General features: G+C 69.8%; 16 protein-coding genes. 9 read left to right on the top strand and 7 right to left on the bottom strand.

The genetic code is table 11. From position 1 onward, the window contains the following. Window positions 1–950: TM0106 family RecB-like putative nuclease (locus tag G6016_RS04765; RefSeq protein WP_182631553.1), on the top strand; the 950-nt coding region annotated here is incomplete at its 5' end. Between the two features lie 155 nt (window positions 951–1,105). Continuing rightward, window positions 1,106–1,624, top strand: coding sequence for a hypothetical protein (locus tag G6016_RS04770; RefSeq protein WP_182631554.1), 519 nt, complete (start codon window positions 1,106–1,108; stop codon window positions 1,622–1,624). Window positions 1,625–1,752: 128 nt separating this feature from the next. Here the strand turns inward: G6016_RS04770 and G6016_RS04775 are convergent, their stop codons facing one another. Further along, complete coding sequence (locus G6016_RS04775) at window positions 1,753–2,520, bottom strand: SDR family NAD(P)-dependent oxidoreductase (protein ID WP_182631555.1); 768 nt, start codon at window positions 2,518–2,520, stop codon at window positions 1,753–1,755. Window positions 2,521–2,610: 90 nt separating this feature from the next. After that, window positions 2,611–4,812, bottom strand: a complete 2,202-nt coding sequence (locus tag G6016_RS04780) for a neutral/alkaline non-lysosomal ceramidase N-terminal domain-containing protein (protein WP_182631556.1) — start codon at window positions 4,810–4,812, stop codon at window positions 2,611–2,613. A 143-nt stretch (window positions 4,813–4,955) separates the two neighbouring features. Between G6016_RS04780 and G6016_RS04785 the strand changes: the two genes are divergently transcribed. Further along, window positions 4,956–5,276, top strand: coding sequence for a hypothetical protein (locus tag G6016_RS04785; RefSeq protein WP_182631557.1), 321 nt, complete (start codon window positions 4,956–4,958; stop codon window positions 5,274–5,276). 134 nt (window positions 5,277–5,410) lie between these two features. On the opposite strand, the gene G6016_RS04790 is transcribed toward G6016_RS04785, so the two are convergent. Then, window positions 5,411–6,013: a superoxide dismutase gene (locus G6016_RS04790; RefSeq protein WP_182631558.1), complete on the bottom strand. Its 603-nt coding sequence runs from the start codon at window positions 6,011–6,013 to the stop codon at window positions 5,411–5,413. A 208-nt stretch (window positions 6,014–6,221) separates the two neighbouring features. Here G6016_RS04790 and G6016_RS04795 point away from each other — a divergent pair, with 208 nt between their 5' ends. Continuing rightward, window positions 6,222–6,662: an NUDIX hydrolase gene (locus G6016_RS04795; RefSeq protein WP_338403518.1), complete on the top strand. Its 441-nt coding sequence runs from the start codon at window positions 6,222–6,224 to the stop codon at window positions 6,660–6,662. A gap of 43 nt (window positions 6,663–6,705) precedes the next feature. Here the strand turns inward: G6016_RS04795 and G6016_RS04800 are convergent, their stop codons facing one another. Continuing rightward, on the bottom strand, window positions 6,706–6,900 hold the full coding sequence (locus G6016_RS04800; RefSeq protein WP_182631560.1) for a hypothetical protein: 195 nt from the start codon (window positions 6,898–6,900) through the stop codon (window positions 6,706–6,708). An 84-nt stretch (window positions 6,901–6,984) separates the two neighbouring features. On the opposite strand from G6016_RS04800, the gene msrA reads away from it, so the two are divergent. Continuing rightward, window positions 6,985–7,662, top strand: coding sequence for a peptide-methionine (S)-S-oxide reductase MsrA (msrA, locus tag G6016_RS04805; protein WP_380023108.1), 678 nt, complete (start codon window positions 6,985–6,987; stop codon window positions 7,660–7,662). A gap of 316 nt (window positions 7,663–7,978) precedes the next feature. Here msrA and G6016_RS04810 read toward each other — a convergent pair whose 3' ends face one another. Both G6016_RS04810 and G6016_RS04815 read right to left on the bottom strand, forming a co-directional pair. Further along, window positions 7,979–8,182: a cold-shock protein gene (locus G6016_RS04810; RefSeq protein ID WP_182631561.1), complete on the bottom strand. Its 204-nt coding sequence runs from the start codon at window positions 8,180–8,182 to the stop codon at window positions 7,979–7,981. 266 nt (window positions 8,183–8,448) lie between these two features. Then, the gene (locus G6016_RS04815) at window positions 8,449–8,820 is read right to left on the bottom strand and encodes a DUF488 domain-containing protein (RefSeq protein ID WP_182631562.1); all 372 of its coding nucleotides are present in this window, start codon (window positions 8,818–8,820) and stop codon (window positions 8,449–8,451) included. Between the two features lie 66 nt (window positions 8,821–8,886). Here G6016_RS04815 and G6016_RS04820 point away from each other — a divergent pair, with 66 nt between their 5' ends. From G6016_RS04820 to G6016_RS17150, 4 genes are all read left to right on the top strand, one after another. Continuing rightward, window positions 8,887–9,714, top strand: coding sequence for a DUF4328 domain-containing protein (locus tag G6016_RS04820; RefSeq protein WP_241729764.1), 828 nt, complete (start codon window positions 8,887–8,889; stop codon window positions 9,712–9,714). 20 nt (window positions 9,715–9,734) lie between these two features. Beyond that, entirely contained in the window at window positions 9,735–10,667 is a 933-nt protein-coding gene (locus G6016_RS04825) for a glycerophosphodiester phosphodiesterase family protein (RefSeq protein ID WP_182631563.1), read from the top strand. Window positions 10,668–10,971: 304 nt separating this feature from the next. Then, on the top strand, window positions 10,972–11,880 hold the full coding sequence (locus G6016_RS04830) for a DUF5926 family protein (protein ID WP_182631564.1): 909 nt from the start codon (window positions 10,972–10,974) through the stop codon (window positions 11,878–11,880). Between the two features lie 239 nt (window positions 11,881–12,119). Beyond that, complete coding sequence (locus G6016_RS17150; protein WP_241729766.1) at window positions 12,120–13,403, top strand: DUF8176 domain-containing protein; 1,284 nt, start codon at window positions 12,120–12,122, stop codon at window positions 13,401–13,403. 137 nt (window positions 13,404–13,540) lie between these two features. Here G6016_RS17150 and G6016_RS04840 read toward each other — a convergent pair whose 3' ends face one another. After that, window positions 13,541–14,455, bottom strand: coding sequence for an LCP family protein (locus G6016_RS04840; RefSeq protein WP_338403519.1), 915 nt, complete (start codon window positions 14,453–14,455; stop codon window positions 13,541–13,543). Between the last annotated feature and the right edge of the window lie 179 nt (window positions 14,456–14,634).

Below are 14,634 nucleotides of genomic sequence, written 5' to 3' on the forward strand. Positions count from 1 at the left end.
GCGGGGAGCGGGACACGGCCCCGAGCCGGATCGGCGAGTGCCGTACCTGCCCGTGGTGGGCGGGCTGGGAGGGCCCGGCCGGCCCGGTGGTGGGCTGCCGCGAGCAGCTGATCGAGCTCGATGACGTCAGCCTCGTCGTCGGCGGGGGACTGGTCGGCCCGCTCCACGCGGTAGGGATCGACACCGTCGCCGAGCTCGCCGAGGCGGGTCCCGACCGGCCGGCTGACTGGAACGGCGAGCCGTTCGCGGACGCAGTGCTGCGCGCGCGGGCACACCGGGACGGCGAGATCGTGGTCCCCAAGGTGGCCCGCCCGACCATCCCCCGCGCGGACATCGAGGTGGACGTCGACCTGGAGAGTCACCTCGACGACGGCGCCTACCTCTGGGGCACCCTGCTCACGCTGCGCGACGGGCGACCGCTCGACGAGGAGGGCTACCGCGCGTTCGCGACCTGGGCGAAGCTGCCCCACCCGGACGAGGGGAGATCGTTCGCCGAGTTCTGGCGCTGGCTCACCGCGATCCGCCGGAGGGCCGAGGGGCAGGGGCGCACTTTCCGGGCGTACTGCTACTCGAAGTCCGCGGAGAACGGGTGGATGCTCTCGACCGCGTCGAGGTTCGGGCCGGACGGCGCCGTCGTCGTCGTCCCCGGGGTTCCTTCGGTCGCCGAAGTGAGGCGGTTCCTCTCCTCACCCCAGTGGATCGATGTGCATCAGGCCGTGACCAGCCAGTTCGTCTCCACCTCGGGGCTCGGGCTCAAGGTCGTGGCGCCCGTCGCGGGCTTCCACTGGCGCGACCCCGAAGCCGGCGGCGAGGCCTCCATCGGCTGGTACCGCGACGCCCAGGCGGCCCGTGGCGTCGAGCGCGACGCCGGGCGGACGCGGATCCTCGCCTACAACGAGGACGACGTGCGGGCCACGCGCGCGGTTCGGGAGTGGATCGCGCGGGGGTGACGGGCGGCCACCCGATGGTGTGCGGCGCCCACATAACCTAAAAGAATTGTTAAGGTGGCGTCGGAGGCGCGGACGCAAGCGTCCTCTATGGCTCCCTCACCCGGGCCGATGCCGATATCGGCCAGGTGAGGATTACCACATCAGGAGATGGGTCAATGACAACCTTGACGCGTAAGACCGCCGCTGTTGCTGCTATCGCCGCCCTGGCGCTGACCGGTGCCACCGGCGTCGCCCACGCCGAGATCAACCTCGGGTCGGTCACGTTCTTCCCCACTGAAGGCGGCAAGGGTTCGGTCGACACGTCCGGTTCCCTGATCGGTGAGCCCACCACCGGGTCGTTGGCGCCTGTCGCTTCGGAGGTGATGGGTTCGGTCGGGGTCAATTCGGTGGACCCGGCTCCGGGGACCGGTTCGGTCGACACGTCCGGTTCCCTGATCAGTGAGCCGACCTCCGGGTCGCTGGCGCCGGTTCTCACTGACGTGGTCGGGTCTGTCCGATCGGGCTCTGATGGTGGCTCCGGCTCTGATGGTGGCTCGGGCTCCGTCGGCACCGTGGCGACCGCCGCCGTGCTGGGCGCCGGCTCGGTCGCCTCGTTCGGCGCCGGTGTCTACTTCGCTCCGCAGGTCCGTCAGGCGCTCTCGGACGCGGGTATCGCGCTGCCCCCGCTGCCCTGACCTCCTGAACTGGGCCGTAGAGCCCAATCACCCCGAAATCCGCTACGCCCCCTGACGATCCGCTACCCGTGTAGGGGTAGCGGATCCGGAGGGGGCGTAGCGGATTTTGTGCGTTGTGCGCCGGGTGCCTAGCGCGGCGCCATGCGCAGGGCGCCGTCCATGCGGAAGCTCTCGCCGTTGAGGTAGTCGTGCTCGACGATCGCGTTGGCCAGCTGCGCGTAGTCGGACGGGCGGCCCAGGCGCGACGGGAACGGGATCGCGGCCTCCAGCGACTTCTGGAACTCCTCGGTCAGGCCCTTGAGCATCGGGGTCTCGATGGTGCCCGGGGCGATGGTGTTGACGCGGATGCCGAACTGCGCGAGGTCACGCGCGGCACAGATGCCCATCGAGTAGACGCCACCCTTCGAGGCGGCGTACGCGATCTGGCCGACCTGGCCCTCGTAGGCGGCGACGGAGGCGGTGTTGATGATGACGCCGCGCTGGCCGTCCTCGTCCACGGTGTCCTGGGTGGACATGGCCTCGGCGGCCAGGCGCAGGACGTTGAAGGTGCCCACCAGGTTGACGGAGATGCAGGTCTCGAACAGGTCGAGGGCGTGGACGCCGCGCTTGGAGACGATGCGGGCGGCCGGGGCGATGCCGGCGCAGTTGACCACCACGCGCAGCGGGGCGGCCTCGGTGGCGCGGGCGATCGCGGCCTGGACGTCGGACTCGCTGGTGACGTCGGCGGCGATGAGGGTGATGCCCTCGTCGATGCCCTGCTCGACGGCCTTGTCGATCGAGGCCTGGAGGTCCAGGCCGAAGACGGTGGCGCCCTTGTCGGCGAACGAGCGAGCGGTGGCGTTGCCCAGGCCGGAGGCGGCGCCGGTGACGATGACGGATGCACCCTTGATGTCCACGGGCGAGGTCCTTTCGATGGAGGGAGTGCACGTGACCCCTTCAGCGGGTCACGTGCAGATGGCTACCGGCCCAGTCTCCCAGAACCTCGGTCAGCGCACGTCGAAGGCCTGACTCTCACCCCTTACGGGGAAGAGTCGGCCGTCGATTCCGCGGCCGGAGGCGGTGTAGACGATCCGGTACTCACCCGCCGGGGTGCCCGGCGGGATGTCCCAGGTGATGACCGCGTTCGTCACGGTGAGCAGGCCCTCGAAGACGATCATCGTGGACCAGTCGCCGTCGTCGTGGACTCGGACCCATCGGCCGCCGTCATTGCGCTCCACGGCGAGGTAGGTGTCGCCGCGCCGCAGGTCGGAGTTGGGGTGGGTGCCGCTGAAGCGGACGAGCACGCGCTGGCCGGCCCGGTACTTGGCCAGCGGCGGGTCCAGGACGTCACCGAAGTTCCGCAGCGGCGCGGGGGTGTCGACGAGCGGGTTGCCCAGCGGGGAGGCGGGGATCTGCCCGGTGAGGTCGCGCTCGGAAGTGCCGGGGTCCAGCGGGGTGCCCGCGCGCATCGAGCGGGCCAGCTCGGCCGCGATCTGCTGGATCGCCGGCAGGGTCCACGGGCCGAAGATGGTCGCGCCGCCCTCGTAGTTCTGCGCCGAGTACTCCTCGGGCGTGGTGATGTAGTGCCCGTAGGCATTGGAGTAGCCTTGGACGGTGACGTGGTCCTCGGGCACGCCGAGCTCCGCCGCGAGCGTCCGGCGCAGGCGCAGTCCGGACACGACCGTGGGCTCGAAGCCGAGGGCGAACAGGTAGTGCCCGCCGAGCCGCACGAGGTGGAACGGGAAAACGCGCTGGATCGCGCCCGGCACCAGGCCCATCGGCAGCAGCACGTCCTTGGGCGCGTGCTCCTCGCGTAGCCACGCCGGGATCACCACGTCGGTGATGGCCTTGACCCCCGGATTGCCACCGCGCGCGCCCTCGTTGAAGGGCAGTTCGTCACCGCCGCCGCCGTCCTCCTGACTGCCGGAGGCGAACGCTGCGCCGAGCGCCGCGATCGAGGTGCGGTGGGTGTGGCCGTCGCCGGTGAACTCGGGGCGCACCTCGACGTTCGACATGTCGACCCACGTGTGGCGCACGTCGATCCCGGCGCCGAGCCCACGCACCCCGCGGCCCACCTGGTCGCGGGCGGCGGCGAACTGCCGCTCACCGTTGATGCGGGTGTTGAGCCACTCGTCGGCGGTCGGCCCCTGACCGGGGGACAGGTCCAGGTTGGGGCTGACGTCGCCGGGATTGGTCTGGGCGAACGCGGTGATCAGGCCCGGCGTGCCGCCTGCGAGGTAGTCCTGCCCGGAGACCTCGCGCTCCCAGTGCCAGGCGGCGTAGCCCTTGTTGTCGCTGGAGGCGAGCAGGGCGTGGGAGGTCATCGAGGTGGCGTGGGTGGCGAACCAGTTGAGGACGCCGACGAGCTGTCCGCCGCGGGTGATCTGCAGCGACTGCGAGCGCGGGTCGATGCCCTCGGGGAAATGCGCGCGCTCGTCGGGGCGGTCGCGGTCGAACGAGCCGCGGGAGCGGTTGACGCCGGCGTCGTGGAGGGCGCCGGTGGTCACGCCGACGGTCGAGGGCGCGAGGTCGTGGTGCGCCATGCGGACGGCGTCGACGATGCCTGCCACGTTCGCCTCGAAGGTCACCGGGCGAAAGCCCAGCATGGAGAGGTCGACCATGGCGTGACCGGACGTGCCGCCGGGTGCCACGTGGGTGTGTGTGGCGGTGAGTACGACGTTCCCCTCGTGGTAGGTGCCGCCGAACTCGGCGCCAAGGCGCCGGAGAACCTCCTGTTGGATGGACTGGAACATCAGGCCGATCTCGGCGGTGACGTGGAGAAAGCGGGGCGACGACGACGACTCGGCGAACACGAACGCACGGGCGCGCTGCCGCAGATGAAGTCCCACGGACAGTTGCTCGGTGTCCGCGTACCCGTTGAAGCCGGCTCCCAACGGCTCACCGGTCATGTCGCCGATTCCCCGGCCCACGTACATCTCGGTGGGCTGGGCTGCGGCCATGGGCGGCAGGATCGATTGCAGGGCCGCGACCCCGCCGAGTGCTGCGGCCCCGCCGAGCACGGTGCGACGGTTGACCGTCCCGAACTGCGAGCCCCCGCCCCGTGGGCTCTCGCCCCGTGAGTCACCGACCCGTGAGATCCCAGCCTCTGAGCGCCCGGCCCGTGATTCCCCGACCTTGGGGCGTCCGGTTCTCGCCGGGGTGGCGTCCGGATCGGGGGTGGTCGCGGCGGGTGCCGGGCTGTCGGTCATCGGCTCTCTCCAAGGGTTTCTCGCGCCTTCTGCGAGGCGAGTGCGCACGTGGTGATTCAGGTCACCAGATTCTTCGCACGCTACCCAATTGGACGACCGACCGGGGAATGCTCTTCGCGCTGTGGCCTCGTAGGATCCGGGGCATGCCCATGATTGACATCAAAAATTCTCAGGACGTCTCCACTGCGACCGTGGTCGCCGGGGGACTGATCGGTGGCTGGCTGTCGGCCCGGGAGACCGGGATCCGGCCGCTCGGCGGCGTCGTGCTCGCGGCAGCCGGTGTGTGGGCGGGCCGGTCGTGGCTCGCCAAGACCGATGTGCCCACCACGGTGGGACTGTCGGCGCTGTACGTCGGCGCGTTCGGGGCCTCGCACCCGCTGGCAAAGAAGATCGGGTCGTGGCCGTCGGTGCTCGCCGTGACGGCCGTGACCTCGGCGGCCTCCTACGCCCTGGTGGACCGCTGACACCGGCCTCTGATTCTGTCGAGCCCCGGTCCGACTGCGACAGAAATGCCTGAAGGGTCCCGTGCCGTGCACGGGACCCTTCGTCATGCAAGCCCTCCCGGTCAGTGACGACCGGACGGCCTCTAGGCGTTGATTCAGCCCTTGGCGGCGGCGTAGCGCGCGGCCACGTCCTCCCAGTTGATGACGTTCCACCAGGCCTTGACGTAGTCCGGCTTGACGTTCTTGTACTGGAGGTAGAAGGCGTGCTCCCACATGTCCAGCATCAGCAGCGGGGTGATGTTGATGGAGATGTTGCCCTGCTGGTCGGTGAGCTGCTGGATGACCAGACGCTGACCGATGTGGTCGAAGCCCAGGACGGACCAGCCGGAGCCCTGCAGGGTGGTCGCGGCGGCGTTGAAGTGGGTCTGGAACTTCTCGAAGGAACCGAACTCGGCGGTGATCGCCTCGCCCAGCTCGCCCTCGGGCTGTCCGCCGCCGTTGGGCGACATGTTCTTCCAGAACACCGAGTGGTTGGTGTGGCCACCGAGGTGGAAGGCCAGGTTCTTGCTCAGCAGCGGGGCCTTGGCGGCGATGGTGCCGTCCTCACGGGCCTCGGCGAGCTGCTCGAGGGCGGTGTTGGCGCCCGCGACGTAGGTGGCGTGGTGCTTGGAGTGGTGAAGCTCCATGATCTCGCCCGAGATATGCGGCTCAAGAGCGCCGTAGTCGTAGTCGAGATCGGGAAGAACGTACTCGGCCATAGTGGAGTGTCCTTTCAATTTGGGTGACGCGCTGCGGTCGGGTCTCGCCCGTGGCGCCCGTCACGACGTCCGTTGTCCACCATAGTGATCCTGAGCAGTTCGCGTCGGGCCGCTACCCGCCGCCTCGGTGGGGCGGAGCGGACCGAGTTTTGCCCCCGGGTGCCGCCGCGCACCTGTGCGCCCGCGATGGCCTGCCATGATCGGGAGCGTGGATCACTCGGATAGGGCCGCTGTACGCGTCATCTCGGTGTCGGCTGTGGTGCTGTCCCGGCCGGACGGGGCGGTGGTGACGGTGCGCAAGGCCGGCACGGACCGCTTCATGCTCCCCGGCGGGAAGTGGGAGATAGGCGAGTCGCCGCTGCACTGCGCGATCCGCGAGATCGACGAGGAACTGGGGGTGTCACTGGTGCCCGATGACCTCACCACGCTCGGACGGTTCACCACGGCGACCGCCAATGAACCGGGATTCCGGTTGGTCTCGGAGGTGTTCGCCGCGAGCGTCGACAGCAGTCCGCGGGCACGCGCCGAGATCGAGGAAATGCGGTGGGTATCGACCCGGAATCTCGAGAGGATCGCCGCGCTGGAGGAATCGGATTGCGCGCCGTGGGCTCCGCTGCTGGTCCGCGTCGCCCGCGAGCACCTCACGTAGCGGACACCAGGCGTGCCCGTGCGGCCAGGCGCAGCGGCCCGGGTCAGATCACGAGCAGAACAACCAGCACGACGAGGAGCGCGATCGCTGCCAGGATTGGCAACTTCATGTCGCGGCGGCGCACATGATCGCTGCACCCTGATCCCTCGAACGGCTGCTGTTGTTCGCCGTTCAAGATCTCGCGCAGTTGCTGCGCGGCAGGTTTTGAAGCCATTTCGTCGAGACCCCCCTCGCTCATACTCGGCACTACACTAACTCGCGCTATGGCATTCGTCACATCGCTCCCTCTCGTCGATGCGCCGGAGAGGGTTACCCTGGCGCCATGGGCTGGCTACAGGATGCGATCAGACTTTCCGCGATGCGCTCGGCGACCGAGGTGATCGACGCCGAGTCGGCATTGCCCGGCCGGAAGGACCCGGTCCCGGTCGCCCCGGCGAACATCGCCACGGGCAACCCGATGGTCCCGCCGTTCCCCGCCGGACACGAGACGATCGTGTTGGGCCTGGGGTGCTTCTGGGGCGCCGAGAAGGTGCTCTGGGAGCTCGACGGGGTGTGGACCACCTCGGTGGGCTATGCCGGCGGATGGACGCCCAACCCCTCGTACGAGGAGGTCTGCACCGGCGCGACCGGCCACACCGAGGCCGTCCAGGTGGTGTTCGACCCGGCGGTCCTGCCGGTTGAGAAGTTGCTGGCCACGTTCTTCGAGTGGCACGACCCCACCCAGGGGATGCGCCAGGGCAATGACATGGGCACCCAGTACCGGTCCGCGATCCTGGCCTCCACGCCGGAGCAGCTCGAGGTGGCTCATCGGATCGCCGAGGGCTACGCCAAGAAACTGGCTGACGCCGGGTTCTCGGAGATGACCACCGAGATCGGCCTTCTGGACGAGGTGCGGTCGGGAAAGTACTTCCTCGCCGAGGACTACCACCAGCAATACCTGGTCAAGAATCCCGGCGGCTACGACTGCCACGTCCGTAGTGGGATCGCCTGCCCGGTCTGACCAACCGGCTCCCAGCCGTCGGGCTGCGCGCCGACACCTTCTTCTACAGCTGTAGGGCATCCCGCCCGCCGCAGCTAGCCCGAGCAGCTTGCCCGCCTTTCTGCCTGCCTGTCTGTCTGTCTGCCTGCCCGCCTTTCTGCTCGGCTGGGCCTGCAGGATGAGGCCGAATGGTGGGGCCGGGCACGTGTCATGAAATGCAGCAGGACCCGGCCCGAGATTGCTCTCGGCCGGGTCCTGAACTGCAGATCTTACGAACGACTCTCGTTCACCGTGATCTCACGGCGTCCGGGTGTTCGCGAGCGTGTGAAGGCTCAGATCAGATGACGGTGATGTTCTCCGCCTGCAGGCCCTTGGCGCCCTGCGCGACGTCGAAGGAGACCTGCTGGTTCTCCTCGAGCGAGCGGTAGCCCGAGCCGTTGATGGCGGAGAAGTGGGCGAAGACGTCGGCCGAGCCGTCGTCGGGGGCGATGAAGCCGAAGCCCTTGTCAGCGTTGAACCACTTCACGGTACCGGTAGCCATAGTGGCGTCCTTTCGAGTTTTGGTGCTCCGCTTGTCGGAGAACCAGGTGATGCAGCAGAGAGCGAGCTGTGTTTCCCTGTGGTGCCGCATCATCCTCGGGAGGACGCTGGTCTACAGAAATACAACGTACTGTTTCAACTACTGGCGACGACACTACAGACCAAGAGGCATTCCGTCACCTCCTTGTGGTGACGCCGACATGAACTATTGGTGCCGGTCGCGGTGAAAAATCGGCGCCGCTACTGGAATGGTCGTCGCGGTCAGCGTCAGCGGGCGGCGGCGCGCACCACCTCGGCCAGGACCAGCGCGTGGTTCTGCTCGGTGTCCTTCGCCGCGTACGCCAGCACCAGTCCGTCACCGCCGGCGAGATCGGACAGATGGTCGACGGCCTTTGCCGCGTCACCGGAGTCGAGCTCTTCGCGATAGCGCTCGGAGAACTCCTCGAAGTCGAGGTCGCCGTGATGAAAGGCCTTGCGCAACTCCGGACTGGGCGCCGCGTCCTTGCACCACTCATCGTGGGCGAACGCGTCTTTGCGGACGCCCCGGGGCCACAGGCGGTCCACGAGCACCACGCTCGCGCCACCGGGGTCGGCCTCGCCAGAGACGAGGTCGTGGACACGAATACACGTCACGGACATGTGGCCATCCTCCGCCTCCGGCCCGGACCGCGCCAGCGGGGACGCCGCTGTGCCAGCATGGAGGGCATGACCACACCGCGGCGGCAGGGACAGTGGCGCTGGGTCGCGCACCCGCCGTGGCGCCCACCCACCCGAGTGGCCCGACCGCCGGTCCCGCGACACCGTTCCGGACCGGCCTGGGGTGCCCGAACACCCCACTACCCGGCCACCCCCCGATGGGGCCTACCGCTGATCGCGATCCCCCGGCAACTGCCCACGCCCGCCCTCCCGCGACGGGCCCGACTGGCCGCCGCCGCGCCCGGCATCCTGCGCGCCTCGATGGCCTGGTTCATCGCGTCCGCCGTCGCGCACGGGCTGCGCTACCTGGCCCTCGCCTTCTATGCCGACAGGGTCGCGCCCTGGTGGCTCGAGGCCGCAACGACCGCGCTGGTGTGGGTCACCGGTGTCGTTTCCATCGCCATCGTCCTCTGCGCAGCCGTTGCCTCGGCCGGATGGCTGATCGACGCCCGCCGGCGTGCGTACGAGCCCGGAACGGACCCCCGGTCAAGGTTCCGGTTGTGGGTGGGGAGCCTCGTCGTCGTCGTCAATTTCTTCAGACTGCCCGTCTACTTGGAAGAACTCCGCCGGGTGTCCACACGTGCACCGTCCCGAACCGCGCTGCGCCGCTGGTGGGCGGCCTGGGCGATCAACGTCGTGGCCGTGGCGGTCGCGTTCTGGCGCAGCACCGGCGACGGACCCCAAGCCGCCGCCGACACCGTCCTCCTCACCATGGTCGCGGCACTGACCGCCGCCTGGGCAATCCACGAGACACGGTCTGTCATACGGAGTTTTAACGACCCTTCCCCTCGGTTCACCCGCCGGTTCATCGCAGCGGGGATCGTGGACGCCAGATAGCCGCCTGGAAGGAACGAGACGTGACGGTTCACGCGACCACGCACCTGCCGTCCCCGGTGCCCACCCGAAGTGGGGTTGTTGCACACCGCGGCGCCTCCGCAGAATTTCCCGAGCTCACGCTCATCGCCTACCAGCAGGCGCTCGAGCAGGGTGCCGAGGCGCTCGAGGTGGACGTGCGGCTCACCGCCGACGGCGTGCCCGTGCTCCTGCACGACCCGCGCACGACCCGGGTCGGCGACCGCGACATGTGGGTGCACTCCAGCACCCTCGACCAGCTCTCTGGTCTCGACGTGGGGTCCTGGCACCCCATCCACCGTCAGCCCGAGCCGGTCCTCACCCTGCGCAGCTTCCTCGTGCTGGCCGAGGCATACCCGCACGTCAAGCTGTTCCTCGAGACCAAGCACCCCGTCCCCTCCGGCGGGAAGGTCGAGGTCGCGCTGCGGGATGAGCTCGCCTACTTCGGCCTGGACCAGCCGGAGACGTTCGCCGAGTCTCGCGCCGTGATGATGAGTTTTTCCGTGATGGCCGTGCGGCGGTTCCGGCAGCTCGCGCCCAAGGTGCCGGCCGTGCAGCTGCGTGAGCGGCGCAACGTGATCAAGTCCTGGCCCGCCGAAGGGTTCGGTGCGCAGCTGATGGGGCCGAGCATCGGCGCGATTCGGGCCCGGCCCTGGCTGGTCGAGTACTGGCGCTCGCGCGGCATGGGCACCTACTGCTGGACCGTCGACGACCCCGCCGACCTGCTGCTGTGCCGCGACCTCGGCGTGGATTGGGTGGGCACCAACGTTCCCTCGCGCGCGCTGACCGTGCTCGACGGGCCGGGCCGCGCGGGCAGGAACGGCGGATCGGTGCGGCCCGATGCCGATATCGGCGGCGCCCGGGCCGTGGGAGCGGCCGGCGAGGCCGGGGCTGCGGGAACGGCCGGGACTGCTGACGCTGCTGACGCGATCGGGTAGTCGCTTCCGGCGGGGCTCGGGCTGGTTTTGGGCTGGTGTTGCCCAAATCGGGCCCTCGCTGAGCGCCCGCGGCACTTGCCTGACATCGGAACTCAGTTGCCAGACATCTGGTGTGAAAAATCGCTCCTGAATCGCACCAATTGTCTTGCAGATGCCGAGGCATGTCAGGCAACCGGACTGAGGGTGTCCGGCCAGACTGCTGACGCCGCCGCCGCCGGCGAGTCGAGACCGCGAATCGACGGAACGCCGGCGAAGTCCGAGGTCCCGGGCGCAGAAGGCGAGGCCGCACCGTATCGTGGTGGTCGTGGGTAGAAGGAATCGCCATAACGAGCCCAAGCCAGGCAGCAATCGCCAGGCCAAGATCGCCGCACGCGCGGCCGAGCGGGAGGAACTGAGCGTCGATCCGCGTCCGTTCGCCGGTTTTGCCGGCGAGTGCGACATGGTCGCGATGCGCGAGTTCGTGCCGTCGGCCACCGGGCGGCTGACCACGGTCGCGGACGGTCGCGAGGTCGTCATCGCCACGGTCCTGCCCGGCGCCATCGCGGGCCTGGTCCGGGATGAGGAGCTGGGCGGCGACGCGATGGTCGGGCTGCAGGTGCAGGTGCACGGCCCCGACGTCGCGGCGGATCTGGCGTACGCGGTCGAGTGGGCCAAGCGGGCCGGCGGCGGCGAGACGCTGACCAGCGCGCACCCGGATTCATCGACGCCCGCGCTCGCGGATGTCGTGGTCGCCGACGCCCCGCTTCAGATCGAGGTCCACAACGACTTCTCCTGGTGGGTCGCCGAGGGCGTCGAGGTGCAGCCCGAGATCGCGCAGGCCATCAACAACGCCAACGAGGTCATGATGCCGTCGGCGCGCGTGTCGGCCGACGGCATCGAGGCGGCGTGGTGGGTCGACGCCGGCGAGAAGGCCCACATCCGGTGGGTCCGTCCGGAGGATGAGGACGCGCTGTTCGCGGCGCTCGCCCGCGTGCATTCGGCCGGTCACCTGGATCTGGGCGAGGGCTCGCGGTTCGCGGGCTCGTTCCGCACGCACGGGCTGCTGGTTCCGGTGTTCGACCTGGATCGGGAGATGCATCACCAGGAGTGGGCCGAGGGCCTGCGCACCCTGGATGCCCGCCTGTCCGAGGCGCTGGCCAACACGGCCCCGCTCACCTCCGAGGAGCGTTCGTCGCGCGACGGTCTCCGGGCCCGCCAGGTCACGCTCCGCTGAACCAACCCACAGTCCACCCGGCGTGCCGGGTACTGAACGCCGCCGGCGCTGTGTCCACAGCGTCGGCGTTGCGCTGTCACCGCTGACCCAGGCGGCTCCGAGCGTGTGCTCGCGCGGCAGAGGACGATCCCCGACCGGGCGTCTCGACGCTTAGGATCCTCACAGATCGCCGCGTCGTCGGATGCGGCTGCACGCGGCGCGCGAGCGCGGGTAACGGGCCAGGTGGGGAGGGTGATGGCGTGACGGATCGGCCACGATCGGACGACGACGACAACACCCCCTTCCTCCCCGAAGTGACCGTTCCGCCATGGCTCCGTACCGGTCCGACCTCGGATCCACAGGTGCCCGCGGCGCCGGCGGATTCCCGGTCGGCCGCAGGTGCTGACGATTCTGATGCGGGGCGGGCCGGCGCGCCGGGGCAGGAGGACTCTGCCCCGCCCACCCGGATCACGCTGGGTGCGCGGGCACGCAAGGCCGTCGCCGACGCGCTGGGCTCCGAGGATGCATCCGGTTCCGGGTCGACCTCCGGACACCGCCGCGAGCCAGCCGTCGCTCGACGCGAGGCGTCCGCCGGTCGAGCCGGTCGAGCCGGTCGAGGGGAGCCTGCTGACGGTAGTCGCGTCGCGGAGGCTTCCGCGGCGACTGCCGGGGGAGCGGTCGATGACCTTTCCCAGTTGCCGTTGCGGGGCCCTGCATCCGCCGGGGCGGTATCCGCCGGGACTTCATCCGCCACGCCGTCGCCCGCGAAGCCGACGACCGGCCACTCGACTCCCGGCAAGCCGATGCTCGACAATGTGGCCTCCGCCCCGTCGACCCCCACGGCGACTGCCACCGACACCGCCGTGCTTCCGGCAAAACCGCACACGGCCGCAACACCGCCCACTGTCGCCGAGTCCACGGACCCCGCATCCGGTGCCGGACGTGATTCCGCTGGCGGCGCAGTAGAAGCAGGCCGCCCCGCCGAAACAGAGGAAGGGGCAGGGGCGCCGCCCGGGAACGCGGGGGTCGGGATTCTCGCCAGCCGTCCGGCCCGCATCGCCCTGCTCGCGGTGGCGGGTATTGCGATTCTCGGAGGGTCGGCGGTGCTCGGTTTCGTCGTGGCCCGCGGCGCCACGAGCGGCGGGGCCGAATCGATGGAGGCCGGGGTGACCCCGGGGTGCGAGGAATCGGACGAACCGGGGCTCGTGACGGGCTCGGGGCCCGGGACACTCGACACCCCGTCGGGCACGGTGCTGGCGTTCGATCACGCCTACTACGTGGACCGGTCCGCGGAGAAGGCGTTCGAGGCGGTGTCCCCGTCGAGCCGGATGACCGAGGAACAGCTGCGCGTCGAGGGCATCGACCAACTCGCCGAGGGCACCACCCACTGCGTGGAGGTGAGCGAGCTGGCGCCAACCCTGCTCGCGGTGGACCTCACCGAATTCCCGCCGGAGGGGGAGTCGGTCCTCATCCGCCAGCACATCCGGGTGGCGGAGAATTCCGACGGCACGTGGGGCATCGTCTCGATCACCCCGGCCGGCTGACGGCACCAGGATGACTCGCCGGCACGGCCGCATCAGGCTCACCCCGGCAGGCTGGCCAGGCTGATCCGGCCAGCCCACGACCCCGGGCCGAACTCATCAGGCCCACCTCCCTGGGGCGCCCCCGCCGCCCGGGCAGGTCAGGGCCCGGTATCGAGGTACTCCGGTCCGGGTGTGCGGCCGGCGGCCACGGCGTCAAAGAACCCGGTGGTCGTGGGTCCCCACACCAGGTAGGAGCCGACCGCGCCGGAGGCCATGCCGTCGTGCGGCACGGTCACGGTCAGCGGGTCGCCGCTGAGTTTGCGCATGATCGAGGCCAGGTTCCAGATGTGGTCCCCGGTGTCCACGGTGACGGCCTCCGCGCCCGCATCCAGCAACGGCAGCGCGGTGAACGGGTTGAGGACGTTGCCCGGCGTCATCACGGTCTTCATCAACGAGCCGAGGAACTGCCGCTGATTCCGCACGCGCTGGAGGTCCTGCTCGGCGAAGCCGTGGCGGGTGCGCACGAAGCCCAGTGATTGCGGACCGTTGAGGATCTGGCAGCCGGGCGCCAGGTCGAGCCCGGCGTACGGGTCCTGGATGGGTTCGTCGAGGCAGATCTCCACACCGCCGACCGCGTCGACGATGCCGGCGAACCCGCCGAACCCGATCTCCGCGTAATGGTCGATGTGCACGCCGGTCTGCTGCTCCAGGGTCTGGGTGAGCAGGGCCGGGCCACCGAACGTGTACGCCGCGTTGAGCTTGTTCTCCCCGTAGCCGGGAATGTCCACGAGCATGTCGCGGGGCAGCGAGATGAGCATGGTCCGGTCCCCGTCCCGGGGGGTGTAGACCAGCATCATCGTGTCGGTGCGCTTGCCGCCGGCATCCGATTCCGAGCCGGTGGACAATTCCGCCTGCTGCTCGGGCGTCAGGCCCTCGCGGGAGTCGGTGCCCACGAGAAGCGTGGTGGTGCCCGGGGTGTTGCCGATCCGGCCCGGGTAGTCGTTGAGGGCGTCGATCCGCTGCAGCTTGGAGTCCGCCCACAGCACGGTGACCACTCCCAATGTGAGGATCACGGCCAGGAGTAGGCCGATTATCCGCACCGGACCGAGCCGCCGCTTCCGAGGCGCACCGGCGGGCCGGCGCCCACGCTGTGTTGTCGTCGTCGCCCCTCCCGAACGCCGGGAACGGCCGCCACGGCCACGATCCCGGGGGTCGACAGGCTGCCGGTACGGGTCCCGCCCGTCCGCACGGC

The sequence above is a fragment of the Dietzia aerolata genome (assembly GCF_014144865.1).
Taxonomy (GTDB): Bacteria; Actinomycetota; Actinomycetes; order Mycobacteriales; family Mycobacteriaceae; genus Dietzia; species Dietzia aerolata.

Coding starts and splice junctions, on each gene's coding strand:
- msrA (WP_380023108.1), top strand. CDS start 6,985: ATGGGCTGGCTACAGGATGCGATCAGACTTTCCGCGATGCGCTCGGCG.
- G6016_RS04815 (WP_182631562.1), bottom strand. CDS start 8,820: ATGTCCGTGACGTGTATTCGTGTCCACGACCTCGTCTCTGGCGAGGCC.
- G6016_RS04810 (WP_182631561.1), bottom strand. CDS start 8,182: ATGGCTACCGGTACCGTGAAGTGGTTCAACGCTGACAAGGGCTTCGGC.
- G6016_RS04790 (WP_182631558.1), bottom strand. CDS start 6,013: ATGGCCGAGTACGTTCTTCCCGATCTCGACTACGACTACGGCGCTCTT.
- G6016_RS04785 (WP_182631557.1), top strand. CDS start 4,956: ATGCCCATGATTGACATCAAAAATTCTCAGGACGTCTCCACTGCGACC.
- G6016_RS04780 (WP_182631556.1), bottom strand. CDS start 4,812: ATGACCGACAGCCCGGCACCCGCCGCGACCACCCCCGATCCGGACGCC.
- G6016_RS04820 (WP_241729764.1), top strand. CDS start 8,887: ATGACCACACCGCGGCGGCAGGGACAGTGGCGCTGGGTCGCGCACCCG.
- G6016_RS04770 (WP_182631554.1), top strand. CDS start 1,106: ATGACAACCTTGACGCGTAAGACCGCCGCTGTTGCTGCTATCGCCGCC.
- G6016_RS04800 (WP_182631560.1), bottom strand. CDS start 6,900: ATGAGCGAGGGGGGTCTCGACGAAATGGCTTCAAAACCTGCCGCGCAG.